22 protein-coding genes are annotated in these 25253 nt (G+C 70.0%); 9 read left to right on the top strand and 13 right to left on the bottom strand.

Translation table 11 applies throughout. From position 1 onward, the window contains the following. Positions 1-11 precede the first annotated feature (11 nt). Both dqs_RS06765 and dqs_RS06760 read left to right on the top strand, forming a co-directional pair. Entirely contained in the window at positions 12-938 is a 927-nt protein-coding gene (locus dqs_RS06765) for a TPM domain-containing protein (RefSeq protein WP_065340010.1), read from the top strand. A 48-nt stretch (positions 939-986) separates the two neighbouring features. After that, a complete protein-coding gene (locus tag dqs_RS06760) occupies positions 987-1514 on the top strand; it encodes a TPM domain-containing protein (RefSeq protein ID WP_011764993.1) in 528 nt (175 codons plus the stop codon). On the opposite strand, the gene dqs_RS06755 is transcribed toward dqs_RS06760, so the two are convergent. The 4 genes from dqs_RS06755 to dqs_RS06740 all read right to left on the bottom strand — a co-directional run bounded on the left by dqs_RS06755 (position 1511) and on the right by dqs_RS06740 (position 8379). Continuing rightward, a complete protein-coding gene (locus dqs_RS06755) occupies positions 1511-2968 on the bottom strand; it encodes an aminoacyl-histidine dipeptidase (RefSeq protein WP_065340009.1) in 1458 nt (485 codons plus the stop codon). The two genes, dqs_RS06760 and dqs_RS06755, sit on opposite strands and share 4 nt — an antisense overlap. A gap of 22 nt (positions 2969-2990) precedes the next feature. Beyond that, on the bottom strand, positions 2991-5099 hold the full coding sequence (locus dqs_RS06750; protein WP_065340008.1) for a C13 family peptidase: 2109 nt from the start codon (positions 5097-5099) through the stop codon (positions 2991-2993). A 115-nt stretch (positions 5100-5214) separates the two neighbouring features. Continuing rightward, the gene (locus dqs_RS06745; protein WP_065340007.1) at positions 5215-5850 is read right to left on the bottom strand and encodes a DUF5610 domain-containing protein; all 636 of its coding nucleotides are present in this window, start codon (positions 5848-5850) and stop codon (positions 5215-5217) included. A 156-nt stretch (positions 5851-6006) separates the two neighbouring features. Continuing rightward, positions 6007-8379: a serine/threonine protein kinase gene (locus tag dqs_RS06740; protein WP_065340006.1), complete on the bottom strand. Its 2373-nt coding sequence runs from the start codon at positions 8377-8379 to the stop codon at positions 6007-6009. 235 nt (positions 8380-8614) lie between these two features. Between dqs_RS06740 and dqs_RS06735 the strand changes: the two genes are divergently transcribed. Both dqs_RS06735 and dqs_RS06730 read left to right on the top strand, forming a co-directional pair. Further along, on the top strand, positions 8615-9694 hold the full coding sequence (locus dqs_RS06735) for an extracellular solute-binding protein (RefSeq protein WP_169823505.1): 1080 nt from the start codon (positions 8615-8617) through the stop codon (positions 9692-9694). After that, the gene (locus dqs_RS06730; RefSeq protein ID WP_084018277.1) at positions 9691-11427 is read left to right on the top strand and encodes a diguanylate cyclase domain-containing protein; all 1737 of its coding nucleotides are present in this window, start codon (positions 9691-9693) and stop codon (positions 11425-11427) included. The genes dqs_RS06735 and dqs_RS06730 overlap by 4 nt, the downstream gene beginning before the upstream one ends. On the opposite strand, the gene dqs_RS06725 is transcribed toward dqs_RS06730, so the two are convergent. Continuing rightward, the gene (locus tag dqs_RS06725; protein ID WP_065340004.1) at positions 11424-12593 is read right to left on the bottom strand and encodes a PQQ-dependent sugar dehydrogenase; all 1170 of its coding nucleotides are present in this window, start codon (positions 12591-12593) and stop codon (positions 11424-11426) included. The genes dqs_RS06730 and dqs_RS06725 overlap by 4 nt on opposite strands. Before the next feature lie 189 nt (positions 12594-12782). Here dqs_RS06725 and dqs_RS06720 point away from each other — a divergent pair, with 189 nt between their 5' ends. After that, on the top strand, positions 12783-13130 hold the full coding sequence (locus dqs_RS06720) for a VanZ family protein (RefSeq protein ID WP_065340003.1): 348 nt from the start codon (positions 12783-12785) through the stop codon (positions 13128-13130). Between the two features lie 154 nt (positions 13131-13284). Beyond that, entirely contained in the window at positions 13285-15225 is a 1941-nt protein-coding gene (locus dqs_RS06715; RefSeq protein WP_065340002.1) for a peptidase U32 family protein, read from the top strand. A 22-nt stretch (positions 15226-15247) separates the two neighbouring features. Here the strand turns inward: dqs_RS06715 and dqs_RS06710 are convergent, their stop codons facing one another. The 4 genes from dqs_RS06710 to dqs_RS06695 form a co-directional block, all read right to left on the bottom strand. After that, entirely contained in the window at positions 15248-15457 is a 210-nt protein-coding gene (locus dqs_RS06710; RefSeq protein ID WP_011764983.1) for a SlyX family protein, read from the bottom strand. A gap of 80 nt (positions 15458-15537) precedes the next feature. Then, a complete protein-coding gene (locus dqs_RS06705; protein WP_011764982.1) occupies positions 15538-15804 on the bottom strand; it encodes a hypothetical protein in 267 nt (88 codons plus the stop codon). Between the two features lie 113 nt (positions 15805-15917). Next, on the bottom strand, positions 15918-16661 hold the full coding sequence (locus tag dqs_RS06700) for a dinitrogenase iron-molybdenum cofactor biosynthesis protein (protein ID WP_011764981.1): 744 nt from the start codon (positions 16659-16661) through the stop codon (positions 15918-15920). 140 nt (positions 16662-16801) lie between these two features. Further along, entirely contained in the window at positions 16802-17728 is a 927-nt protein-coding gene (locus dqs_RS06695; RefSeq protein WP_065340001.1) for a LysR substrate-binding domain-containing protein, read from the bottom strand. Positions 17729-18020: 292 nt separating this feature from the next. Between dqs_RS06695 and dqs_RS06690 the strand changes: the two genes are divergently transcribed. Continuing rightward, complete coding sequence (locus dqs_RS06690; protein ID WP_065340000.1) at positions 18021-19187, top strand: mandelate racemase/muconate lactonizing enzyme family protein; 1167 nt, start codon at positions 18021-18023, stop codon at positions 19185-19187. An 86-nt stretch (positions 19188-19273) separates the two neighbouring features. Here dqs_RS06690 and queG read toward each other — a convergent pair whose 3' ends face one another. Further along, positions 19274-20332: a tRNA epoxyqueuosine(34) reductase QueG gene (gene queG / locus dqs_RS06685; RefSeq protein WP_065339999.1), complete on the bottom strand. Its 1059-nt coding sequence runs from the start codon at positions 20330-20332 to the stop codon at positions 19274-19276. A 12-nt stretch (positions 20333-20344) separates the two neighbouring features. On the opposite strand from queG, the gene tsaE reads away from it, so the two are divergent. Then, entirely contained in the window at positions 20345-20866 is a 522-nt protein-coding gene (tsaE, locus tag dqs_RS06680; RefSeq protein ID WP_011764977.1) for a tRNA (adenosine(37)-N6)-threonylcarbamoyltransferase complex ATPase subunit type 1 TsaE, read from the top strand. Continuing rightward, positions 20809-22200 carry an N-acetylmuramoyl-L-alanine amidase gene (locus dqs_RS06675; protein WP_065339998.1) on the top strand — a complete coding sequence of 464 codons (1392 nt, stop codon included), beginning with the start codon at positions 20809-20811 and terminating at the stop codon, positions 22198-22200. The genes tsaE and dqs_RS06675 overlap by 58 nt, the downstream gene beginning before the upstream one ends. A gap of 72 nt (positions 22201-22272) precedes the next feature. On the opposite strand, the gene peaD is transcribed toward dqs_RS06675, so the two are convergent. From peaD to peaB, 3 genes are read right to left on the bottom strand one after another with little or no spacing between them, the layout of a single operon-like run. Continuing rightward, positions 22273-23418, bottom strand: coding sequence for a quinohemoprotein amine dehydrogenase subunit beta (gene peaD / locus dqs_RS06670; protein ID WP_065339997.1), 1146 nt, complete (start codon positions 23416-23418; stop codon positions 22273-22275). A gap of 17 nt (positions 23419-23435) precedes the next feature. Then, positions 23436-23762, bottom strand: coding sequence for a quinohemoprotein amine dehydrogenase subunit gamma (gene qhpC / locus dqs_RS06665; protein ID WP_011764974.1), 327 nt, complete (start codon positions 23760-23762; stop codon positions 23436-23438). Between the two features lies 1 nt (position 23763). Beyond that, positions 23764-25194 carry a quinohemoprotein amine dehydrogenase maturation protein gene (gene peaB / locus dqs_RS06660; protein WP_011764973.1) on the bottom strand — a complete coding sequence of 477 codons (1431 nt, stop codon included), beginning with the start codon at positions 25192-25194 and terminating at the stop codon, positions 23764-23766. Between the last annotated feature and the right edge of the window lie 59 nt (positions 25195-25253).

Genomic DNA, 25253 nt, shown 5'->3' with positions numbered 1-25253 from the left:
CACTACCCGCCATGCCCGCCCGTCCTGCCCTCGTCCATCTGCGCAGCCTGCAGTGGCTGGTGGCGTGCGCCCTCGCGCTCGCGGCCATGCTCGGCGCGTTGCCCGCGCTGGCCCAGCAGCTGGTGCCAGTGCCGGCGCTGACGGCCCGCGTCATCGACCAGACCGCCACGCTGGCACCGGCCGAGCGCCAGGCGCTGGAAGACCGGCTCGCGCAGTTCGAGGCAGAACGCGGCACCCAGATCGTGGTGCTGGTGGTGCCGACCACCGCGCCCGAGGACATCGCCGCCTTCGCCTTCCGCGTCGCCGATGCCTGGAAGATCGGCCGTCGCGAGGTGGGCGACGGCCTGCTGCTGGTGGTGGCCAAGAACGACCGCACGGTGCGGATCGAGGTGGCGCGCGCGCTCGAGGGCGCCGTGCCGGACCTCGCCGCGTTCCGCATCATCGACGGCATCATCGTGCCGGCGTTCCGCCGTGGCGACTTTGCCGGCGGCCTGCAGGGCGGCGTGGATGCGCTGATGCGGCTGGTGCGCGGCGAAGACCTGCCGCTGCCCGAACCGCGCCGCGCCGCCGCCGACAAAGGCGCATCGCTGGCCGATCTCGCGGTGTTCCTGTTCATCGGCGTGCCGGTGGTCGGCGGCATCCTCAACACCCTGCTCGGGCGCAAGCTCGGCACCCTCGCCACCGGCGGCGCCACCGGGCTGCTGGTGCAACTGCTCACCGGCAGCCTGCTGCTCGCGGTGGTCGGCGGCGTGCTGGCGCTGATCTTCGTGCTTGCGATGGGCGGAGGCGGTGGCGGACGCGGGGGACGCGGCGGCGGCGGTTTTGGCGGCCCGATCATCTGGGGCGGCGGCCGCGGCGGCGGTGGCGGCTTCGGCGGCGGTTTCGGTTCGGGCGGCGGCGGCAGCTTCGGCGGCGGCGGCGCGTCCGGGCGCTGGTAAGGACGTGCCGATGACCCTCTTCGATCGCCACCCCACGCGGAGCCGCCCATGAACGCCTTGCTGAGACTGCTGCGCCACCGCTGGCGCGATGCCGACGACGCGCGCCGCGCGATCGGGCCGGACGCGCTGCAACGGCTGGAAGAGCGCATCACCGCGAGCGAACGCCAGCACAGCGGCGAGATCTGCCTGTGCATCGAGGCCAGCCTGCCAACCAGCTACCTGTTGCGCCAGTGGCGCAGCGGCGTGGCGATCGAAGCGGTGGTGCGCGAACGCGCGCTGGCGCAGTTCGGCAAGCTGCGGGTGTGGGACACCGAACTCAACAACGGCGTGCTGATCTACCTGCAGCTTGCCGAGCACCAGATCGAAATCGTCGCCGACCGCGGCCTCGCCCGCCATGTGCCGCCCGGCGAATGGGCCGCGCTGGTGGGCGACATGGGCGCGGCGTTTCGCGCCGGACGCTATGAGGAAGGGCTGGGGCGCGCGGTCGATGGCGTGGGCGCCGCGCTCGCGCGCCACTTCCCGCCGGACGCGGCAGCACGCGAAAACCAGCTGCCGGATCGCCCGCTGGTGGGCTAACGCGCCGCCGGCACCGCGGCGAGCACCGCCACCAGCAAACGCCACGCGCGCTCCACGCTTGCCACCTCCACCCGTTCGCCGGGCGCGTGCGCACCGCGGATGCTGGGTCCGAAGGAGATCATGTCCATGTCCGGCCAGGTGGCGGTGAAGATGCCGCACTCCAGCCCGGCGTGGATCACCTTGACCGCCGCCTCGCCGCCGAATTCGCGCTGATACACCTGCTGGAACAGCGCCAGCAGGCCCGAGCGCGGATTCGGCGCCCAACCCGGATAGGGCTCGCTGACGGTCGCCGCCATGCCGGCCAACCCGAACAGGCCGACGATCTCCGCGGCGAGTTCGCGGGTGCCCGCGTCCAGCAGCGAGCGCACCATCAGCGTGGCCTGCAGCCGGCCTTCGGCCAGCCGGACGACGCCGAGGTTGTCCGAGGTTTCGACGACGCCGGGCACCCGGCTGCTGAGCCGGCGCACGCCATGCGGCGCGGCGTGCAGCGCGGCGAGCGCACGGCGTCCGGCCTCGTCGGCACATACCCGCGCCGGCAGCGGCGCCGGCCCGGCGTGCAGGCGGAAGCCGTCGTCCACACCCGCCAGTTCGTCGGCAATCTCCGCGCCGATGCGCGCCAGCGCCTCGTGCAGCGGCGCGACATCGCCCGCGTCCACCACGATCACCGCCTGCGCTTCGCGCGGCAGTGCGTTGCGCGCGGTGCCGCCTTCCAGCGTCGCCAGCGCAAAGCCAGCGCCGGCCGCGCGCAGCCCCTGCAGCGCCCGTACCAGCAGCTTGATCGCGTTGCCGCGCTGGAGGTGGATATCCACGCCGGAGTGCCCGCCCTTCAGCCCTTCCACCGTCAGGCGCAGTGCCACACCCCCGGGCGGCGCCGCCACGGTATCGAGCACGGCGTCCACCACCACGTCGGCGCCACCCGCGCAGCCCAGGTAGAACTCGCCCCAGTCCTCGGTATCGATGTTGATCAGCAGCCGCCCGCGCAGCGCATCGGCCTGCAGGCCGCGCGCGCCGGTCATCCCGGCTTCCTCGTCCACCGTCAGCAGCACCTCCAGCGCCGGGTGGGCGATGTCGTCTGCCTCCAGCACCGCGAGCGCCATCGCCACCCCGATGCCGTTGTCCGCCCCCAGCGTGGTGTCGTCCGCCACCAGCCAGCCGTCGCGCAGTTCGGCGCGGATCGGGTCGCGCAGGAAGTCGTGCGCCGACCCGGCGTTCTTCTGGCACACCATGTCGAGATGGCCCTGCAGTACCACGCCCGGGCGATCCTCATGGCCGGGACTGGCCGGCTTGCTGAGGATGAGGTTGCCGGTGGCGTCGACCACCGCCCCCAGCCCGCGCTGGCGCGCCCAGCCGAGGATTTCCTCGCGCAGCGCGTGCTCGTGCCCGGACGGGCGCGGAATGCGGCACAAGGTGGCGAAATGGCGCCAGACGGCGGGGGGGAGCAGGTTCAGGTCCATCGGGGTTCCGGCAGGTCGGCAATCAGTGGGTGATCGAGGATAGCGCGTTGGCCTCGCGCCGGGCCGGGGTAGCGCCCACCGGCACGGCGCGCGCCGGGGCGGCATCCGGCGCGGCCAGGCGCTGGAGCACCGCGTTCAGCGCCTCGCCACCCTGCATCTGCGGCAGCGAAGGCGTCAGGCCCTCGGCAGTCTCCCGCTCGGCGATGCGGGTGCGCGCCAGTTCGAAGGCCGCGGTGAAGGAGCGCGTCTCGTGCAGCGCCTCGGCAAAATAGGCGCGGCCGAAATCGGTCAGCTCGTTCTGGTCGGCGCAACCGAAGGAATTGCGGTCGGCCGCGGCGGCGGTGATCACCAGCGTGCGGGCATCGGCCAGCGCCGGAATGAAGCCACCGGAATAGCACGCCGACACCACCACCACGCGCTGGTCGATGCCGGCGTCGTCGAGCGCGCGACGCAGCATCTCCGGCGTGATGTCGTTGAAGCGGAACGGCCAGAACGCGAGCGAGAAGCGGTGGTCGCGCGAGCCGTGCGAGGTCAGGAACAGGAACAGCAGGTCCTCGCCGCGGTTCATGCGCGCGCCGATCGCACGCAGCGCGGCGCCGAGCGATTCGGCATTGGCCACCGGCAGTTCGTGCACCGTGGCGGCGTTGTTCACCAGCAGCGCAGAGCGGCCGGTGGTGCCGTAGCGGTCGGCAAACAGGCTTTCCACCGTCTGCACCTCGCGCAGGAAAACGTCCTGCTGGCCGTAGCCGCCGACGCCGAGGAAATAGAGTTCGGCCACGCCCGGCCGGCCCGGCTGCAGCCCCGCCAGGGCCTGGTCGAGCAGGCGGGGCTGGCCGTACAGCACACGCTCGTCGATGTTCAGCCGCGGCCGCGCATCTTCGTTGACGGCGGCGTACCAGAGCATCGGCGGGTCGTTGTGCAGCCACAGGTTGGCCCCGCTGGCGAGCACCGCCACCAGCGCCACGCGCGCCCTCACCGCCGGCTCCGCCGCGGCCAGGCGCCAGGCCACGACACCGGCGGCGCCGAGCAGCCAGGCTTGCGGCAGGAAGAACATCAGCGTCATCAGCGGGCCGTCGGCCTCGCCCGGGGCCAGCGCGCGCAGGAAGGTGCCGACCTCGGGCGCCGCCCACAGGCCAACCAGCGGCAGTGGCAACAGCAGCAGCGTCAGCGCCACCAGCAGGCGGCCGGCGGGCAGCTGGCCGGGCGCCACCAGGGCCGCCAGCGCGGCGGCGATCGCCGCGGCGGCAAAGGGCGACAGCAGTCCGCTCGCTTCGTACCACCACAGTTCGCCCTCGCCGTTCGCTTCCCACACCTGCACGCCGAGCGTGAGCGCGGCATACAAGACCACGCAGCCCAGCAGCACCGCGGGGCTGAAACCCAGCGCGCCGGGGCGCGGCGCACGGAACGCCAGCAGGCGGCCGAGTTGCCCCAGCGCGCCCGGCAGCGTGGCGCCTTCGTGTTCGCCCGCCGTCACCGCAGCGCCGGCACGGCTGCCCGCGCGTGGCGCGGCGGCCGGTGCTGCGCTCGGGTGCGCGCCGGACTGTCCGCAGGCGGACGCGATCCGCGCTTCCAGCGCCGCCATCCAGCGCGAACGCGCGGCGGCGTCGGGAAACGCGGCAAACGGCACGGCCAGCACCTGCGGCACCGGACCCAGCGTCACCGCCACCCAGCCCGTCTGCTCCGCCACCTCGACCACCCGCGCCCACGGCACCCAGGCCTCGCCCATGCCGGACAGCATGTGCAGGCCGTCCGCCTCCAGCGCCAGCCGCACGTTGCCCGTGGCCGCGGCATGGGTGCGACCGAGCTGATCGAACAGGCGGCGGCGCAGCACGGCGCCGAACAGGCCGGCGCCGAGCAGCAGGCCACCCAGCACCCACACGCTGACCGCTGTGCCCGTTCGCCATCCCTGCGCGGCGATGCCGGCGGCGGCGCCGATGCAGATCCATACCAGCAGTTGCAGCAGCCAGGCGCCGCCGCGACCGCTGAAGCGGTGGCTGACGCGACGGCTGGCAAGCACATGCGCGGCGCACGCGGTGGCGGCGTCGAGGCTGTAGTGAAGCGCGGCAGGGGCGTCCGCCACGACGGCGGGCGCCGGCTGCGGCGCGGGATCGGAATCGGGAGGCAAGGCCATGACGCATCCTGTAGGCGTGGCGGCCGCCGCAACGCGGGCCGCCCCGCATTATGCCATTCGGCATAGTGCGGCCGCCTGTGAAGAATCACCGCCCGGCCGTGCTTGCGCCGGCGCTTCAGGTCTTGGTGCTGCTGACGCCCCCCGCCGCGTCCGCCGCAGTCGCCGCCTCTGGCGCCGCTGCCGTGCCCGACGACCCGGTCAGCGAGGCGAGGAAATCATCAAAGCCCTTCATCACCAGGTCGTAGGTCTTCTGGATGCCCTCGGCGATGCCGCCTTCGAACACCTTGAGGCCCTTCAGGATGTCCACCGCCTCGTCGAAGCCCTGCTGGAAGCCGCCGCGCACGAGTTCGACGAAATCCGCCGCGAGCGTGGCCTGGTCTGCGCCCGGATGCTGGGTGCTGTAGCTGGCGAAGAGCCCGGTGGCAAAGGACAGGATGCGGTCCGCGGTGGCTTCCGGGGAGTTGTCCTGGCTGGCGGCCTTCTGCAGCGCATCGGGCACCTGCTCCGTGCCGAGCATTTCGTTGATCTTCTCGATCGCGCTGCGGAACAGCAGCGCCTGGCTGTCGTTGCCGACGCTGATCGACACCTCCAGCGAGGCCTGCAGGATGCGGTTGTTCTGCTGCGAGCGCACTTCCGCCGCGACGCTGAGCGTGGCGACGCCCTCGCCGCGCGCCGCACCGGCGCCGCGCCCGCCGGCTCGCTCGGCCGCGGTGGAGGATGGGGGCGGAAGGGAACTGGGGATGGTGGCCATGGCGGTTCTCCCGATCACGTGGTCGGATGCACGCCCCGCAGACGTGCCCCTGCCGGCGCGGACCGCCCACGGCCGGCCGTGCACGCACGGCGGCCCGCGGACGGGCGAACGGACTCTTGCTGTGAGTGCGCGCGCGGCCGGGCGTTCCGCCGGCCTTCAGGTGGACTGCTTGATCGCCAGCACGGCCTGGTTGCGCAGGGTGCGCAACAGCGACAGTTCCTTCTCGGTGATCTCGATCTCGCCGGCGTGCTCCTTGTCGGCGTAGATCAGCGCGACCGGCGCGTTCTTGATCGTCAGCGGGAACAGCACGAAGGTCTTGGCGGTGACGCCCTTGCGAAACCACGCCGGGATGCGCTCGGCGATCTTGGCGTCGTCGACGTCGCTGATCAGGATGTCCACGCCCTTGGAGGTGGCGGCGTGGAAGATGTCGGGCGTGAAGCTGAGGGTGAAACGGAACTGCTTGGCCAGCTCGGTCACCTCGGGGCCGAAGCCGAAGCGGCCCTGCATGGTGTTGCTGCGCGCATCGCGGATGCACAGCAGCACGCGGCGGAAGCCCATCGCCCGGTACATGGTCTCGAGGATGATGCGCAGGATGTCGTTGAGCTTGAACTCCTCGACCAGCGTATTGCTGATGTCCTGGATGCCGGCGGTGAGCACTGCCTGGGCGTCGGCGGCCTTGCGTCCTTCCTCGCCGAAGTTGCCCGTTTCCAGCGCCGGCGAGCGGTTCTGCTCGAGCACCGCCGAGCCCATGCTGCCGTCGCTGCCGCCGCCCTCGCCGCCCGTCTCGCCGCCGCTGTAGCGCCGCAACTGCTGGCCGAAGTGGGTCTGCCCCAGGTTGATGCGGATGATGCGCGCGAACTCGGTGATCTCCTCGATCGCGTGCTTGATCGCGTCCTTCAGCTCGGTGTCGTCGAGCGGCTGCGCCTCCGCGAAACGTGCCGCGATGCGCTGCATCTCCTTCGCGCGCTCCTCCGGCGACAGCGTGGCGATCGCGGTGGAAATCTCGTTCGACAGCGCCGACACCACGCGCAGGCGGTCCTCCTGCGTGGCCGGCTTGCGCACCTTGCCGGCCGGCAGCTTGTGCATGCTGTCGACGATCAGCGTCGGAAAACCCCAGCTGCGCGCGATGCCGATGCCCAGGTCCTCGAAGCTGAGGCCGAGCACGCGCAGCGCGGCGACCTCCTCGGTACAGGACTTCTGCGCCATCATGCGGCGGATTTCTTCGCTTTCCTCGGGAAAGTAGAACTGCGTCAGCAGCCGGCCCAGGTTGTGGAAGATGGCGCAGATGAAGGACTGCTCCAGATCGCGCGTGCGGGCCTTGCTGGCGATGTCGCGGGCGAGGATGCCGGCGAGGTTGGCGCGCAGGAAGTCTTCCTTGAGCTGGCTGGCGTTGGCCTTGTTCTGCAGGTGTTCGAACAGCAGCACGGTGATGGCGATGTTCCGCACCGTGTCGAAACCGAGCACGATCACCGCGCGCGACACCGTACTGATGCTGCCGCCGCCGGCCTGGCGGTAAGCCACCGAATTGACCAGCCGCAGGATCTTGTTGGTCAGCGAGAAGTCGCGCAGGATCGACACCGACAGCTTGGACACGCTCTCGGACTCGCTCGATGCGATGCGGTTGATCGCGCTCACCGACTCCGACAGCGCCGGGAAGTCGCTCTTGTGGCGCATCCGCCGCAGCAGGAAATCGACCGTGCTCTGGCGCGCCTCCGCCGACTGCACCGCTTCATCCGGCTGCAGCCAGGCTTCCAGCGCCTGGCGGAAGGCGGCGGCGGATTCGAAGCGCTCGGCCGGGTCGCGCGCCACCGCGCGCAGCGCAATGCCGGCCACGCGCTCGTCCAGCGCCAGGTCGGTGGGCAGCACCACCTGGCGGGCGACGATGCGCTGCATCACCTGATCGACGTCGTCGCCGGCGAACAGGCGCCGGCCGGTCAGCAGCTCGATGAAGATCACGCCGGCGGCGAACACGTCGATACGCTCGCTGACCTCGCGCGTGGTGATGTACTCCGGCGCCATGTACGAAGGCGTACCGGCAAAGCCGGCCTGCCCGCCCTTGCCGGCGGTACGGCAGGCGATGCCGAAATCCATCACCCGCACCGCGCCGCTTTCGTCCATCAGCACGTTGGTGGGCTTGAGGTCGCGGTGGATGATGCCCTCGGCGTGGGCCTGGCCGACCGCGGCGAGGATCTGCACCAGGATTTCGCCGGCGCGCACCGGCGCCAGCGCGCCTTCGCGCTGCATGTGCGCGGCGAGACTCTCGCCGCGGACGTACTCGAACACCAGATAGACGTCGCCGTCGGCCTCGCCGGCCTCGAAGATCGGCACGATGCCCGGATGGCGCAGCGGGCTGACGATGCGCGCCTCGGCCAGCAGGGTTTCGTTCTGCCCCGGCTTGTGCTCGGTGAAGTGCAGCGTCTTGACCGCAACCTCGCGCTCCAGCTGCGGATCGAAAGCCCGATACACCACGCTTTGCGCACCGCGGCCCAGCTCCCCCCTGATTTCGAAGCGTCCTACCCTGTCAGCCATCGTTCTAGTTTTCCTGCCGGCCGCGCGCCGCGCGCAACCCCCGCGGGAACGTACTACAAAATACGTATTCCTTGGCGGGTTTTCAGCAGCCGCGCGTGGCCTTCACCCGCGGTGGACGGCGACGCTGCATCCTCCGCCCAGACTGGGGTGAAAGATGTCACGCAGGCCGCGCCGCGAACTTGGTCACGGCGTCGATTTGCTATCCAATAAGCACATTCCATCCGACCTTTCACCCATGCCTCTGCCAGGCAACGCCGCCTTGCTGTCACGCGCGTCACGGACGCGGCTCGGCGCTGTCCTCGCGCTCGTGATCGGGCTGCTGGCCGCAACGGCGGCCAACGCGGAAATCCTGCGCGTAGTGACCTGGCCGGGGTATGCCGACCGCGACCTGGTTCAGACCTTCGAGCTGAAGCACCGGGTGCGCGTGGAGGTCAGCTACGTCGGCACCGACGACGTCCTGTGGGACAAGCTCGCCACGCGCGGCGGGGCCGACTTCGACGTGTTCGCGGTCAACACCGCCGAACTGCAGCGCTACATCGACGGCGGCCTCGCAGCACCGGTCGATCCCGCGCGCATTCCCAACACCGCGCGCCAGCTGCCGCGCTTTCGCGACGTCGGCGCCATCGCCGGCCTGGTGCGCGACGGCAAGGTCTACGGCATCCCCTACACCTGGTCCGCGATGGGGCTGATCTACAACCGCCAGCGCTTCGCCTCGCCGCCGGATTCGATCAAGGTGCTGTGGGACACCGGCTTTCGCGGCCAGGTGCTCGCCTTCAACGGCAGCAGCCACAACTTCTCGCTGGCGGCCCAGGCGCTCGGCCTGCCCGCGCCGTTCGCCATCGGCGAGACCGACATGCCGGCGGTGATCGACAAACTGCTGGCGCTGCGCCGCAACGTGCTGACCTTCTACACGCTGCCTGAAGAATCGGTGGCGCTGTTCCGCGAACAGCGGGTCGCGGTGATGTTCGCCAACTACGGCTCGCAGCAGGTGCAGCAGCTGCGCGAGGCCGGCATCAACATCGGCTACGTAATGCCGCGTGAGGGCGCCTTCGCGTGGCTGGACTGCTGGGTGATCTCCGCCGGCGCGCGCAACCGCCGGCTGGCGGAAGCGTGGATCAACCACATGCTCGACCACGCTGCGAGCCGTGCCCTGCGCGAGCGCCAGGGCCTGGCCAACACCACCGACGAGGCCAATGCGCCCGCGGCGGCCGACCGCATCATCTGGCTGCAGCCGGTGGAAGACGTGCACCGCCGCGCCGCGCTGTGGGACCAGATCCTGTCCGGTGATCGCCGGGTGAGCGGGCGGGCCCCATGAGCACCGCGCTGCGGGGAAGCCTCGGCCTCAAGTTCAGCGTGCTGCTGGCCGGCTTCGCGCTGCTGGCTGGGGGCCTCACCGGCTATTCCACCTACGCGGCCAGCCGCCGCATGCTGGTGGAAGCGGCCGAACACGCCCAGCTCACCGCCACCCAGGTGCTGGCGCGGCGCTTCTCGGCGGCGGTGGCCGAGGCCGCGGACGACGCCTTGCAGCTTGCCCAGCAGCCGCTGGCCGAGCGCCTCGCCACCGCGGGCGACGCCGCCGGGGAGGCCGACGCCGGCCTGCTCGCGGAGCAGTTCGAGGCCCTGCTGGACGTCAATCCGGAGTATTTCCAGATCCGTCTGATCAGCGCCGGGCTCAACGGGCTGGAACTGGTGCGCGTCGACCGCGCCGACGAGCGCGTCACCCGGGTAGCGCCCGCCGAACTGCAGGAAAAGGGGCACTACCCCTATGTGTTCAAGACGCTGGCGCTGGGCAAGGGCCAGGTCTATCTGTCCGACATCGCCATCAACCACGAACGCGGCGCGCACGCCGGCCTCGGCCAGCCCAGCCTCGTGGTGGCCACGCCGGTGCGCGGCCGTGACATGCGCACGCTCGGCCTGGTGGTCATCAACCTCAGCCTGGACAACCTGTTCGCGCTGCTGAGGCGCGACCTGCCGGACAGCTACGAGGTCTATCTCGCCAACCAGGGCGGCGACTTCCTCGTTCATCCCGACACCGGCAAGACCTTCGGCTTCGAGCAGGGCCGCCGCATCCTGGTGCAGGACAGCTTCGCCGCCACGGATTCGATCGTGCATGGCAGCGCCACGCAGGTGGTGGCGGCGCCGGCCCGCTCGGCAAGCGGGCAGCCGGTGGTGGCGAGCTTCGTGCGCCACCCCTATGGCCACGACGGCCGCCAGTTCGTCGTCTTCGGGCTCACCCAGCCGCTGGAGGATGTGCTGCGCGAGAGCCGCAGCCTGCGCACCACCGTGGTCGAGAGCGTGCTGCTGTTCAGCCTGCTGGCGGTGCTGCTGGCGGCGGTGACCTCGCGCGCGGTGACGCGGCCGCTGCAGCGCATGCTGGCGGCGATACGGCAGTTTCCGGACGAAGCCGCGGTGCGGGCGCTGCCGCTCGCGCGCACCGACGAGATCGGCGTGCTCGCGCGCAGCTTCCGCGACATGCAGGCGCAGATCCGCGCCTACCTGGACGACCTGCACGACAGCCGCGCCGAACTCGCGCGCCAGGCCAGCCATGACGCGCTGACCGGGCTCGCCAACCGGCGCCACTTCGAGGAGCGGCTGGAGCAGGCGCTGGCGCGCTGCCGGCGCAACGGCCAGTCGCTGGCGCTGATCTACATCGACCTGGACGGTTTCAAGCAGGTGAACGACCGCCACGGCCACGCCACCGGCGACAAGCTGCTGCAGGCGGTTGCGCGCAGGCTGCAGCAGGCGGTGCGTGAGATCGACACCGTGGCCCGCCTCGGCGGCGACGAGTTCGTGATCCTGTTCGACCAGGTGTCCTCGCACGAATCGGTGGTGCTGATCGCCGAGAAGCTGCTGCTGATGCTGCGCATGCCGGTCGAGATCGATGCGCTGACGCTGCCGGTGCGCGCCAGCATCGGCATCAGCATGTACCCGGACGACGCCCCGGATGCGCACGCGCTGCTCAACCACGCCGACTGCGCGATGTACCGCGCCAAGACCCACGGCCGCGACAGCTACCGCTTCTTCGGCGCGACCGGCGACGGCGCCTAGCGGGTGGCGGGGCGCACGATGTCCAGCCGCAGCACGCGGCCATCGCCGTCGTCCAGCAGCCACAGGCGCCCGTCCGGCCCCTGCCGCACATCGCGGATGCGGATGCCGGGGTCGTTGAGCAGCCGCTCCTCGCGCCGCACCGTGTTGCCGTCCAGTTCCAGCCGCGCCAGCAGGCGGAACTTGAGCGCCCCGGCGAACAGGTTGCCCTTCCACTCCGGATAGGCGTCGCCGGTGTAGAAGGCGAGCCCCGACGGCGCGATCGACGGCGTCCATTGCAGCACCGAAGGCTCCACATCGGCGCGCGCGGTGCCGTCGCCGATGCGGAACCCGCTGACGTACTCGCGCCCATGCGTGATCACCGGCCAACCGTAGTTGCGCCCCGGCAGCACGCGGTTCAGCTCGTCGCCGCCCTGCGGTCCATGCTCGGTGATCCACAGTTCGCCGGTGATCGGGTGCAGCGCCGCGCCCTGCACGTTGCGGTGGCCATAGGACCAGATCTCCGGCAGCACGCCCGGCCGGCCGACGAAGGGATTGTCCGGCGGCACGCTGCCATCGCTGCGGATGCGGACGATCTTGCCCAGATGCGAGCCGAGGTCCTGCGCGCGGTCGCGGTGATCGAAGCGGTCGCCCAGCGTGACGAACAGCGTGCCGTCGCGCGCGAACACCAGCCGCGAGCCCCAGTGGTTGCCGCCCGGCGGGTCGTCGCGCTGGGCGAAGATCACACGCACGTCGGTCAGGCGGTTGCCGGGAAAGTCGAGCAGCGCGCTCGCCACCGCGGTGCGCGCGCCGCCCGCGGTGGGCTGGGTGAAGGAAAAGAAGATCTGCCGGCTGCTGGCGAAATCCGGCGCGAGCACGACATCCAGCAAGCCGCCCTGGCCGCGCGCCTGCACCGCGGGCACGCCGGCCAGCGGCGGCGACAGTTCGCCGTTGGCCGCGACCAGCCGCATCCGCCCGGGGCGCTCGGTCACCAGCATGCGGCCGTCCGGCAGGAAGGCGAGCGACCACGGGTTTTCCAGCCCGCGCGCCACCTCGGTGACGCGCAGCATCGGGTTGGCGGGCACCACCGGCGCCGGCTGCGCGCCGGCCGGCGGTTGCGCGGGGTGCGGGGCGAACACGAGCGCGGCGGCAAAGGCCGCGAGGGCAAGGCGCGAAAAGGTGGCGGTCATCGGCGTTCTCCTGAAAAATTCCGGCCCGGATGATGAGTTGAGGACCAGCACGACGGCCGCCGGTTCATGCCGCATGCAAACCAGCGCCGGCGGAACCGCCGCTCCGCCGTCGCGTCCACCGCCCGCGGCACGGCCCTGCCAGCCGTTGTACGGGCTTCGCCCCCTTTTTTTTTCGACCCCACCCCGCCGATGACGACCTTTTCCTCCTCTTCCAGCCTGCGTCTCGCGTTGCGCGCCGCCTTCGCGCTGGCGCTGATCGTGGTGTTCTGGCTGGCGGTGCAGCCCGCGCCGGACATCGTCCAGCTGTTCTCGTGGCAGGACAAAGCCGAACACGCGCTGCTGTTCGCGGCGCTCGCCGCGCTCGGCTTCGCCGCCTGGCCGCAGTGCACCGCCGCGGTGGTGGTGGGGCTGCTGGCCTACGGGGCGGCGATGGAGGTCGCGCAGTCCTTCACCGCCTTTCGCGTCGGCGATCCGTGGGACTGGCTGGCCGACGCCGTGGGGACGCTGGCGGCGCTGCCGCTGCGCCGTCGCCGCTGAAAAAAGCCGTGCCGGCCGACGCGGCCGAAGCGGTATCATTCGCCCCCAAGAGGGCGACGACCCTTTGCCGATCAATTACTTGACGCACCGCCCCGGCGCCCCGGCCCAGCCGGTATCGCACCCCGCGGCACGCCCCACTGCACGAGCGCATCCCATGATTCACCACCGCAAGGTCCTCGAACTCCTCGCCCCGGCCAAGACCGCGGACATCGGCATCGAGGCCATCAACCACGGCGCCGATGCGGTCTACATCGGCGGCCCGTCCTTCGGCGCCCGCTCCGCGGCGGAAAACACCGTCGCCGACATCGCGCGCCTATGCGCGCACGCCCACCGCTACCGCGCGAAGATCTTCGTCGCGCTCAACACCATCCTGCGCGACTACGAGCTGGAAGCCGCGCGCCAGCTGGTGTGGCAGGTGTACGAAGCCGGCGCCGACGCGCTGATCGTGCAGGACATGGGGCTGCTCGAACTCGACCTGCCGCCGATCCAGCTGCACGCCAGCACGCAGACCGACATCCGCGACGCCGCCAAGGCGCGCTTCCTGCAGGACGTCGGCTTCTCGCAGATCGTGCTGGCGCGCGAGCTGACGCTGCAGCAGGTGCAGAAGATCGCCGCCGCGACCGACTGCCAGCTCGAATACTTCGTGCACGGCGCGCTGTGCGTGGCCTATAGCGGCCAGTGCTACATCAGCCACGCCCACACCGGGCGCAGCGCCAACCGCGGCGAGTGCTCGCAGGCCTGCCGCCTGCCCTACGACCTCGCCGACAAGGACGGCAACCTCGTCGCCAGCGACCAGCACATGCTGTCGATGAAGGACAACAACCAGAGCGCCAACCTGCGCGCGCTGGCCGAGGCCGGCGTCAGCTCGTTCAAGATCGAGGGCCGCTACAAGGACCTCGCCTACGTCAAGAACATCACCGCGCACTACCGCGTGCTGCTCGACGAGATCATCGACGGCTCCAACGGCGAATACCGCCGGGCCTCGTCCGGCCGCTGCGAGTTCCTGTTCACACCGCGCCCCGAAAAGACCTTCAACCGCGGCTATACCGACTACTTCGCCAACGAGCGCCAGCACGGCATCGAGGCCTTCGAATCGCCCAAGTTCGTCGGCGAGGCGATCGGCCGGGTCAAGAAGATCGACAGCCGCAAGGGCAGGTTCTTCGAGGTCGAACGCACCGAGCCGATCCACAACGCGGACGGGCTGGCGTACTACGACCCCAAGGGCGATCTGGTCGGCCTGCGCATCAATACCGCGGAAGAAATTGCCGATGGCATCGACCGCCTGTTCCCCGCGGACCCGCTGCCGCCCGGATTGGTGCCCGGCACCGCGGTGTTCCGCAACCACGACCACGCGTTCGAGCGCCTGCTGGAAAAGAAGTCCGCCGAGCGGCGGGTGAAGGTGGACCTGCGCCTGTTCGATACCGGAGACGGCTACGGGCTGGCCCTGGCCGACGAGGACGGCGTGGCGGTGGAAGCGCGCGTGGCGTGCAAGCGCGAAGCGGCGCAGAACGTGGAGCGCGCGCTCGCGGGGCTGCGCGAACACCTCGGCAAGCTGGGCAACACCACGTTCAGCGCCGGCGATGTCCGGCTGGACGTGGCCGGCGCCCCCTTCATCCCGGCCTCGGTGATCAATGGCCTGCGCCGCGACGCGTGCGAGAAGCTGGAAGCCGCCCGCATCGCCTCTCATCCGCGGCCGCCGCGCGCCGCGCCGGTGGAACCGCCGGCGCCGTATCCGCAGGAAGCGCTGTCCTACCTCGCCAACGTGCTCAACCAGAAAGCGGCCGATTTCTACGCGAAGCATGGCGTGAAGCTGATCGACGCCGCCTACGAGGCCAACCTCGAGCACGACGAGGTCTCGCTGATGATCACCAAGCACTGCCTGCGCTACAGCTTCAACCTGTGCCCGAAGGAAGTGAAAGGCATCCGCCCCGAGCCGATGACCCTGATCAACGGCAAGGAAAAGCTGACGCTGCGCTTCGACTGCAAGCGCTGCGAGATGCATGTGGTGGGCAAGCTGAAACCCCACGCGGTGGGGCTGCCGCCGGTGCCGCCGGCGCAGAAGCTGCAGTTCTTCGCCAGCCGCCCCCCGGCCTGAGCTTGCTGAACGGCGCCCGCCCTCAGTAGTGGGGCGGGATTTCGTCTTCCGGGCGCAGGCGCGCGGCCGGCATGCCGGATTGCACCTGCTGCGCAAGCTGGCGCAGATGCTGCTGGAGCAGGTCGATCTGCTGCTGCTGGCGATAGACGGTGCGGTTGAGTTCGTCCAGCAGGTCTTCGGCCAGCATCAGCTTGGCCTCCAGGCGTTCGATGCGTTCGGCGGAGTCTTCCATGGGCCTTGCGGTGCGCGGGCGGGTGGGGCCGCGATTCTAGCCCCCCGCGCCGCGCCGGGCCATCGCCGCCGGGTGCGGCCTCAGCGCGTCACCGCCATCGCTGCCACCGCGGCGGTCAGCGCCGGCACCACCTCGGCGCCATCGCCGGCATCGAGCAGTTCGCGCGCGTGCTCGATCAGCGCCGCCGCTTCGTCTTCCTGCTTGCCCACCTTCAGCTCGGCCGCAAAGCGCCCGATGCTGCCTGCCACCAGGCGGGTGATGCGCCCGTTCTCGCCCGCCACCTTGGAGGTCTTGATCGCATTGGCGATCAGGTCGGTGATGATGGCGTGATAGTCCTTGTCGGCCACGGGAAACTCCTCGTGTCATCGGCCCTGGGCCCGCGCGTCGCGCCACGGCGCGCCCCCGGCCGCTCTCTCTGTCGGGATGCCCCGGCAGACGCCGGGGCGTGTGCGTTCGCCGCTTATTCAGCCTGGTCTTCGACCAGTTCGGCGTTGTAGTTCTTCAGGCGCTGGCCGGCGGCCACGCCCAGGATCTTGGCCAGCCAGGGCGGAGGCGAATCGGTCATCATCTGCTGGAACTCGGCCAGCACTTCGGCCGCCTCGCCGCCCTGGATGCGCTTGATCGGGTAGATGCCGCCCTTGATCACCTTGGCCGCCGCCGGGCCGCCGACCGAGACCACGTAGAGCACGTGGCAGTCGGAGATCAGCTGCACGCGAAAGCCGTTCTTGTCCTCGGCGAAGTCCGCCTCGAGCGCGTCGCGGATGCCGACCAGCCGGGTGTCGGTGGCCGACACCTGATAGACCAGGTAGCGCACACAGGAGCCGAAGTGGCCGTTGAGCGCCTCGCCGCTGTCGGACGCAAGCGCCACCCGCACCGAGCCGGGCATGTCGCCGTCGTTGTACGGCAGCACCTCGGGCAGCACCTCGCCCTCGGTGTCGCCCCACAGGATGCGCACGGCGAGCTTCATCGCTTCCAGGCCGATGCCGATGTCCTCGCCATCCTCCTCGCCGTCGGCGCTCGCAAACGCGGTCTTGAGGTCGGTGACGGTGACGGTGCGCAGCTCGTCCACGTCGATCTGGTCGCTGCCGATGCGGTTCTGCAGCACGTCGATCAGTTGCGGCAGGGTGATGCCGGGCATGGCCCGCGCGGCGAGCGCAACGCGCAGCGCGGCATCGCGGGTGATCGGGGCTTGGCTCTGTTGCATGGAGAGACTCCTCTGTCGGGGATTTACTCCTTCAAAGCACGATGAGTGCCAGTGCCGCCCGCGGAGCGCGCCCGAGCCAAACCCATGATTCGATGCGGATTGTTCGACTGTAACGGGGCCGGATGGCACCGCGGCCTGTGTCAGACGCTCGACAATTGCGCACCCGGCGCACCGCCCGCCGGTGCAAAGCGGGCAAGCAGGAAGTCGATGAAGGCGCGCACCCGCGCGGGCTGGTTGCGCCGCGCCGGGTACACCGCGTAGAGGTCCGCGGTGGGCAACGTGTAGTCCGGCAGCACCGCGCGCAGCCGCCCGCTCTCCAGGTACTTGGCCAGATCCCACTCGGAGCGGATCAGGATGCCGTGGCCGTCGAGCGCCCAACCCAGCACCACGTCGCCATCGTTGGACGACAGCGTACCGCGCACCTTCACCGTCTCCACGTGCCGCCCGCACGCCAGGCGCCAGATGCCGTAGGCGTCGTCGTTCTGGCGGTGGAGGATGCAGGCGTGGCGGGCGAGTTCGGCCGGCGTCTGCGGCGTGCCGTGGGCGTCGAGATAGGCCGGCGAGGCGCACAGGAAGCGGCGGTTGCTCATCAGCTTGCGCGCCGACAGCCGGCTGTCCGGCAGCTCGCCGAAGCGGATCGCGAGATCGAAGCCGGTCGCGACCAGATCGATCGGCGCGTCGGTGAGCTGCAGCTGCACTTCCACCTCCGGATGCTGGCGTGCGAAGGCCGACACGATGGGCGCGATGGTGGTGCGGCCGAAACCGAGCGTGGCATTGACCCGCAGCAGCCCCTTCGGCGCCGCCCGCCGGCTGCCGAGCGAGGCTTCCATGTCCTCGATGTCGGCCAGGATGCGGCGCGCGTGCTCCAAGTACAGCTCGCCCTCGTCGGTGAGGCTGACCCGCCGCGTGCTGCGGTTGAGCAGGCGAACGCCCAGGCGCTGCTCGATCTGCGCCAGCCGCTTGCTGACCGCCGGCGGCGTGAGGTTGAGTTCGCGCGCGGCGGCGGTGAAGGAACCCTTGTCGGCCAGCAGCAGGAAGAAGGCGAGTTCGGAAGCGACGGCGTCCATTTTTAACTTTTACGACTTAATGAATTGAGTTTTTATAGATTCTACGGCTTCTGGAATTCAATAAGCTGGGGGTCGTTTCGTTACGGCGACTGAACTCCTCCCCCTTCAAGGGGGAGGTTGGGAGGGGGATGGGGCTGGGCTCACCGCCGCCATAACCCATCCCCCTCCCAACCAGGAGTCTCGGCTTCGCCTCGCCGCTCCGCAGGCGTCGAGCTGCGCTCGCCGAAACCCCTGCTCCGCCCCCTTGAAGAGGAGGGAGCAAACCCGCCACCCGCCCCACCAGGAGACCCCCATGAAGATCATCGACATCCGCGAAGTCACCAAACCGATCAAGTCCAACATCCGCAACGCCTACATCGACTTCAGCAAGATGACGCTGAGCCTGGTGGCGGTGGTCACCGACGTGATCCGCGACGGCAAGCCGGTGATCGGCTACGGCTTCAACTCCAACGGCCGCTACGGCCAGGGCAGCCTGATCCGCGAGCGCTTCCGCCCGCGCCTGCTCGAGGCCGCGCCGGAATCCCTGATCAACGACGCCGGCGACAATCTCGACCCGCACAAGATCTGGGCGACGATGATGGCCAACGAGAAGCCCGGCGGACACGGCGAGCGCTCGGTGGCGGTGGGCACCATCGACATGGCGGTGTGGGACGCGGTGGCGAAGATCGCCGGCAAGCCGCTCTACCAGTTGCTGGCCGAGCAGTACGGCACCGGCACGCCCGATCGCAAGGTCTTCGTCTATGCCGCCGGCGGCTACTACCACCCGGGGCAGGACCTGGAAGCGCTGAAGAACGAGATGCGCGGCTATCTGGACCGCGGCTACAAGGTGGTGAAGAAGAAGATCGGCGGCGCCCCGCTCGCCGAGGACCTGCGCCGCATCGAGGCCATCCTCTCCATCCTGCCCGCGGGCTGCAAGCTGGCGGTGGATGCCAACGGCCGCTTCGACCTGCCGACCGCGGTGGAGTACGCCAAGGCGCTCAGCCAGTACGACCTGTTCTGGTACGAGGAAGCCGGCGACCCGCTGGACTACGCGCTGCAGGCCGAACTTGCCAATTACTACGAAGGCCCGATGGCCACCGGCGAGAACCTGTTCTCGATGCAGGACGCGCGCAACCTGATCCGCTACGGCGGCATGCGCCCGGACCGCGACTGGCTGCAGTTCGACTGCGCGCTGTCCTACGGCCTGGTCGAATACCTGCGCACGCTGGAGATGCTGAAGGAGAATGGCTGGTCGCCCAGCCGCTGCATTCCGCACGGCGGCCACCAGATGTCGCTCAACATCGCGGCCGGCCTCGGCCTCGGCGGCAACGAGTCCTACCCCGACCTGTTCCAGCCCTACGGCGGTTTCCCGGACGGCGTGAAGGTGGTCGATAGCGTCATCGAGATGCCCGAACTGCCGGGCATCGGCTTCGAGGGCAAGTCCGACCTGATCGCGGAGATGCGCGCGCTGGCAAGCTGACGCGAGGCGAGGCCGTACGCCCCGCGCGCGGTCCGGCCGGTCATCGCACTTGCGGACGCCAGCCGCGCGGACGGGTGCGGCGCGGCTCAGCCAACCCCGTGTTGCGCCAGCGCCCAGGCCACGTGCTCGCGCACCAGCGCGGATTCGTCGTCGGCGCGGCTGCGCAGCGCGGCGATCACTTCCGGCGTCGCGGGCGCATTGCCCAGCGCCACCGCGATGTTGCGCAGCCAGCGTTCGTGGCCGATGCGGTGGATCGCGCTGCCGGCCGTGCGGGTAGCGAAATCCTCCGCGGACCAAGCGAACAGCTCGCACAGCGTCGCCTCGTCCAGCCGGTGGCGCGGCGCGAAATCCGGCTCGGCGCTGAGCTGCGCGAAGCGGTTCCACGGACAGGCAAGCTGGCAGTCGTCGCAGCCGTAGATGCGATTGCCGAGCAGGGGGCGCAGCGCCTCCGGGATCGCGCCTTGCAACTCGATCGTCAGGTAGGAAATGCAGCGCCGCGCGTCCACCTGGTAGGGTGCAACGATGGCGCCGGTGGGACAGGCGCCGATGCAGGCGCTGCAACTGCCGCAGTGGGGCTGCACCGGGGCATCCACCGGCAGCGGCAGGTCGGTGAACAATTCGCCCAGGAAAAACCACGAGCCGGTGCGGTCGAGCAGCAGCGTGTGCTTGCCGCGCCAGCCGGCGCCGCTGCGGCTCGCCAGCTCCACCTCCAGCACCGGCGCGGAATCCACGAACACGCGATAGCCGTGCGGCACTTCCGCCGCGATACGGTCGGCCAGCTGCTGCAGGCGCTTGCGCAATACCTTGTGGTAGTCGCGCCCGAGCGCATAGCGCGACACATAGGCGCGGGCCGGATCATTCAGCGCGGCGCGGGCATCGGCCGCATCGGGCAGATAATCCATGCGCGCGCTGATCACCCGCAGGGTGCCCGGCAGCAGTTCGGCCGGACGCGCGCGCTTGAGCCCGTGGCGCGCCATATAATCCATCTCGCCGTGAAAACCGGCCGCCAGCCAGTCCATCAGGCCCGGTTCCGCATCCGCGAGGTCCACCCCGCCGATCGTCACCGCGCTGAAGCCCAGGGCCTTGCCCCATTCGCGGATGCGCTGCACCAGCCCGGCCAGGTGTTCCGCGTCCGCCCCTGTCACCGAGAGGTTTCCATGATCAGCATCGTTCACGCCGCCCATGATAGCGAGGCGCAGCTGGACTTGCCCGCCGAAGCGGACACGCTGGCGCTCGGCGCCGCGCTGGCCGGGGTGGTGCGCGCGGGCCTGCATGTCTGGCTGCAGGGCGACCTCGGCAGCGGCAAGACCACCCTCACCCGCGGGCTGCTGCGTGCGCTCGGTCACGAGGGCAAGGTGAAAAGCCCCACCTACACCTTGATTGAACCTTACGCTCTTTCTAGATTAGACTTATATCACTTTGATTTTTATCGCTTCAATGCGCCCGAAGAATACCTGGATGCGGGGCTGGACGAATACTTCGCCGGAGATGGCGTGTGCATCGTCGAATGGCCGGACAAGGCCCTGCCCTACCTCCCTGCGCCCGACCTCGAACTGCGCCTCGACCGCGCAGGCGAAGGCCGTCGCGCAAGCATCACGGCGCACAGCGAGCCGGGGCGAACATGCGTGATCGAACTGACCAGCCTGCTGCGCCAGGGGCGGACGACGCCGCCCGCCTGAACGACAGCGACGACCTCCCCGCACCGCGCCGCCGGCTCAGCCGCCGCGAGCTGCTCAAGTTCTCCGGCGCCGCGCTGACGCTGCTGGTCACCCGCACCGGCCATGCCGCCGCGAGCCTGCTCGCGGTGCGCGTCTGGCCCGCCGAGGAATACACCCGCATCACGCTCGAAGGCACCGCCGAGCCGCGCTTCACCCACATGCTGGTGAAGGACCCGGAACGCCTGGTGGTCGATCTCGAAGGCGTCGAACTCAACAGCGTGCTGCAGTCGCTGCCCTCCAAGGTGCTCGACAGCGACCCCTACATCCGCCTGATCCGCGCCGGGCAGAACCGCCCGGGCGTGGTGCGCGTGGTGATCGAACTCAAGGCCGAGATCAACCCGCAGGTATTCACGCTGCAGCCGGTGGGAGACTACCGCCACCGCCTGGTGCTCGACCTCTACCCCACCCAGCCGGCCGATCCGCTGCTGGCGCTGATCCAGAAGCCGTCGCCGATGGATGCCGCCGCGGGCGACAGTGGCAGCGGCAGCGGCGCCCAGCAGCCGACGCGCGACACCCGCCCGGCGACCCCGCAGCAGGATGCGCAACAGACCGCGCGCCGCAACGCGCCCAAGGTCAACCGCCTGTTCACCGTCGTGCTCGACCCCGGCCACGGCGGCGAAGACCCGGGCGCCGTGGGCCGCGCCGGCAGCTACGAGAAAAACGTCACGCTGTCGATCGGCCGCCGCCTCAAGCGCAAGATCGACGCCGACCCCAACATGCGCGCGGTGCTCACCCGCGACGACGACTTCTTCGTGCCGCTGGCCCAGCGCGTCACCCGCGCGCGCAAGGTGCAGGCCGACCTCTTCGTCTCCATCCACGCCGATGCCTTCGTGCGCCCCGAGGCGCGCGGCAGTTCGGTGTTCGTGCTGTCCGAAAGCGGCGCCTCCAGCTCGGCCGCGCGCTGGCTGGCGCAGAAGGAAAACGACGCCGACCTCATCGGCGGCGTCAATCTCGCCAAGCAGGACGGCCACCTCGCCCGCACCCTGCTCGATCTCTCGCAGACCGCCACCATCAACGACAGCCTCAAGCTCGGCAAGGCGGTGCTGTCCGAACTCGGCGACATCAACACCCTGCACAAGGCCCATGTCGAACAGGCCGGCTTCGCGGTGCTGAAGGCGCCGGACATCCCGTCCATCCTGGTCGAGACCGCCTTCATCAGCAATCCCGAAGAAGAGCGCCGCCTCAACGACGACGCCTACCAGGACAAGATGGCCGACGCCATCCTGCGCGGCATCAAGCGCTACTTCGAAGAAAACCCGCCCAATCCGCGCGTGAAGGTGGCCCAGCTCGGCTGAGCCGGGTTCCACCCTCGCGGGCGTTTCACGACCGTGCGGGGCCGGCGCCGAAGGCCCCGCCCCGCACCCTCCTCAGCGCATGAACACCTGCCCGGTGCCAAGCGACATGTCGCCGCCGGGCAGTTGCACGTTGGTCACCTTCTTCAGCGTCTCGGCGTCATACACCGCGATGTCGTTGAAGGTGCCGGTGAGGTAGAGCCGGCTGCCGGAGGCGTTGGTCAGCAGCGCGTAGTAGGTGTGCTCCAGCTCCACCGCTTCCAGCAGCTTCTGCGCCTTGATGTCGTACTTCGCCAGCCGGTGCAGCAGGCCGAACATGATGTTGCGGTCCTTGGGCCAGCGCACGCCGCTGAAGTAGATCTCGGTGAGCGGCCCGAACTCGGGCGCTTCCGCCTCGCCCGTCTGCAGGTTCACGTTGAGCAGGCCGTAGCGGTATTCCGCGCTTTCGGGCTTGCTTGCGTCCGCCACCCGGGCGGTGGTGTAGAGCAGCGTGAAGTCCTTGGTCGGGGTCTGGATCGGCCACGCGTACAGCACGTCGGGCGGTGCGTAGCCCGGGCGCTGCCAGTCGCGGATCGGCAGCGTCGTGGTGAAGGTGCCGGTGGCCGGGTCCACCCTGTAGAGGTTGGCGCCGGCCATATACACCGCGCCCGACCCGTCCAGCGCGGCCTGCATCACGGTGGCCTGGCGCGGCGCTGGGAAGCTGCGGACCGGCTTGGCGTCCAGCCCGGCGGCGGTGTCGTACACCACGAAGCGCGGCTCGCCGACCCGGTAATGGTCGCGGTGCAGGGTGGTGGGGTTCTGCACCGCGTACAGCGACTTCCCGTCGGCGCTGATCGCGAACGAGAAGATCGCCTTCGCGCGTTCGTTGTCCGCCTGCGCCATGTGGGCGCGGAAGCGCACCTCGCAGGTGTCGAGGTCGATGCCGTAGATGTCCTCGAAGCGGTTGTTGAGGATGTAGGCGGTGCGGCGGTCGGGCGAGATCTGCGCGGTGCCGGGGCCGAAGGCGTCGGGCAGCGGGCAGGTCTTGTAGAGCGTGTTGCTCTGCAGGTCGACCACATGCAGGTTGTTCGGCCGGTTGGCCACCACCAGGTATTCGTGTCCGCTCTGCAGGGCGCGGTCGGTGTTGAGCGCGGTGGGCGCATTCTGCGCGGCGGCCGGCAGCGCGGCGGCCAGGGTGGCGAGCAGCGCGGTGCAGCGCAGCGCGGGAGTCGTGTGTGCCATCGTCATCCTCCCCCGTCTCAACGCTTGTCGCCCGGAAACACCGAGCCGAGCTTGCGCCAGTCCTGGGTCAGGTCGGGCGCGTCCTTGCCCCAGTCGGGGTAGGTGTTCATCACGTCGGGCACCTGGGCCGGCCACCAGCAGGGGTCGGCGCAGCCGTACAGGTCGGCCTCCATCGGCTGGCACAGCGAGCCGACGCCGCCGAAGGCATCCACCTCCCAGCCGGGGTCCACGGTGGCCGTGCAACCGACCACGGCGCTCATCGCCACGACTTCCTCGGCGCGGCCTTCGCCGGCGGCCTGCTCCAGCAGGCGCGCCTTCTGGTTGATCGCTTTCAGATGTTTCATCTCAGTTCGCCCTCCTCGGCGAAATGTGCTGTTCGATGAAGGCCGGGTTGCCGGCCATGATGCGGCTGTACACCTCGATGCCGAAATCGACCCAGTCGCGCATCAGCTCGCAGTAGTGATAGGTGGGGTGGGCGGGATCGCCGTAGCGGGCGTAGCTCTCGTGGTAGCAGCCGCCCGCGCACAGGTTGCGGATGCGGCAGCTCTCGCAGCCGGTGCCGCTGCGGTCCAGGCGCTGGGCGAGGAAGTCGCCGAGCTGCTGGTGGCGGACGCCGCTCGTCACGTCGCCGAAGGTGGGCAGCGCCGAGCCGGTGAAGCGGTGGCAGAGATTGAGTCCGCCCTGATGGTCCACCGCCAGCATCTTCAGGCCGGCGCCGCAGGGCAGCGACTTCTTGTGCCCTTCGTGCAGGTCGGTGATGAGCTGGTGCAGGTTGGAGAAGCCGATGTTGCGCCCCGCCAGCGCGGCGTCCAGGTAGCGCCGGCCGAGGCGCTTGAACGCGGCGAACACCTCCGCCAGTTCCTCCCCGGTCAGGTTGAAGGTCTCGATGTCGCCGGCGGTGACCGGCGCGAAGCCCACCTCGGCAAAGCCGAGTTCGTTGAACAGGTGGTCCCAGATGCGCTCGACTTCGGTGGTGCCGCGCGTCAGCGTCACCCGCGCCCCCACCGGCCGCGAGCGGTAGCGCGCCAGCAGGCGGCCGGCCTTGTCGCTGACGGTGCGGTAGGTGCCGTGCCCGCCGACGGTGCGGCGGTTGCGGTCGTGGATCGCCTCCGGCCCGTCCATGCTCACCGACAGGCCGAAGCGGTGCGCGTCCAGCCACGCGATGGTGTCGTCGTTGAGCAGCGTGGCATTGGTGGTCATGACGAAGTCCACCACCTTGCCCAGCCCGGCGAAGCGGGCTTCGCAGTATTCGACCACCGCCTTGATCAGCGGCAGGTTGCTCAGCGGCTCGCCGCCGAAGAAGACCACCGTGTAGCGCGGCTCGTCGGGCGATTCGCGCAGCAGCAGCTCGATCGACGCGCGCGCGGTGTCCAGGCTCATCTTGCGGCCGGCCGAGGGCGTGTCGAGGTCTTCCTTGTAGCAGTAGGTGCAGCTCAGGTTGCAGCCGGTGTTGACGTTGAGCACCACGGTGCTCAGCGGAAACTGCGCCGGCGCCCGCAGCGCTGCCGCTTCGGCGCGCGGACGGCCGTCGGAGACGAGTTCGAGCGCGGCGAGTTCGTCCAGCGCCTCGCTTACCGCCGCCGCCGCAAAGCGCGGCCGCAGCCCGGCGACCAGCGCCTCCGCGGTCAGGCTGTCGCGGCGGATGCGGTCGATCACCGCGGCGGTCAGCTCGTCGAGCGCGAACAGCGAGCTGCTCGGGATGTGGAACAGCATGCGCGTGTCGTCCACGCGCACCTCGTGCAGGTTGTGATGGATCAGGTTCAGCACCGCAGCCATGGAAACCTCTCTTGCGGGATATCGGGGCGCGGGCGCGTGGCGCCCGCCTGCGTCCGGCG

This window comes from Azoarcus olearius (assembly GCF_001682385.1).
GTDB classification, from domain to species: Bacteria; Pseudomonadota; Gammaproteobacteria; order Burkholderiales; family Rhodocyclaceae; genus Azoarcus; species Azoarcus olearius.
Note: the sequence above shows the minus strand (reverse complement) of the source record. Positions and strands in the feature narration are given on the sequence as shown.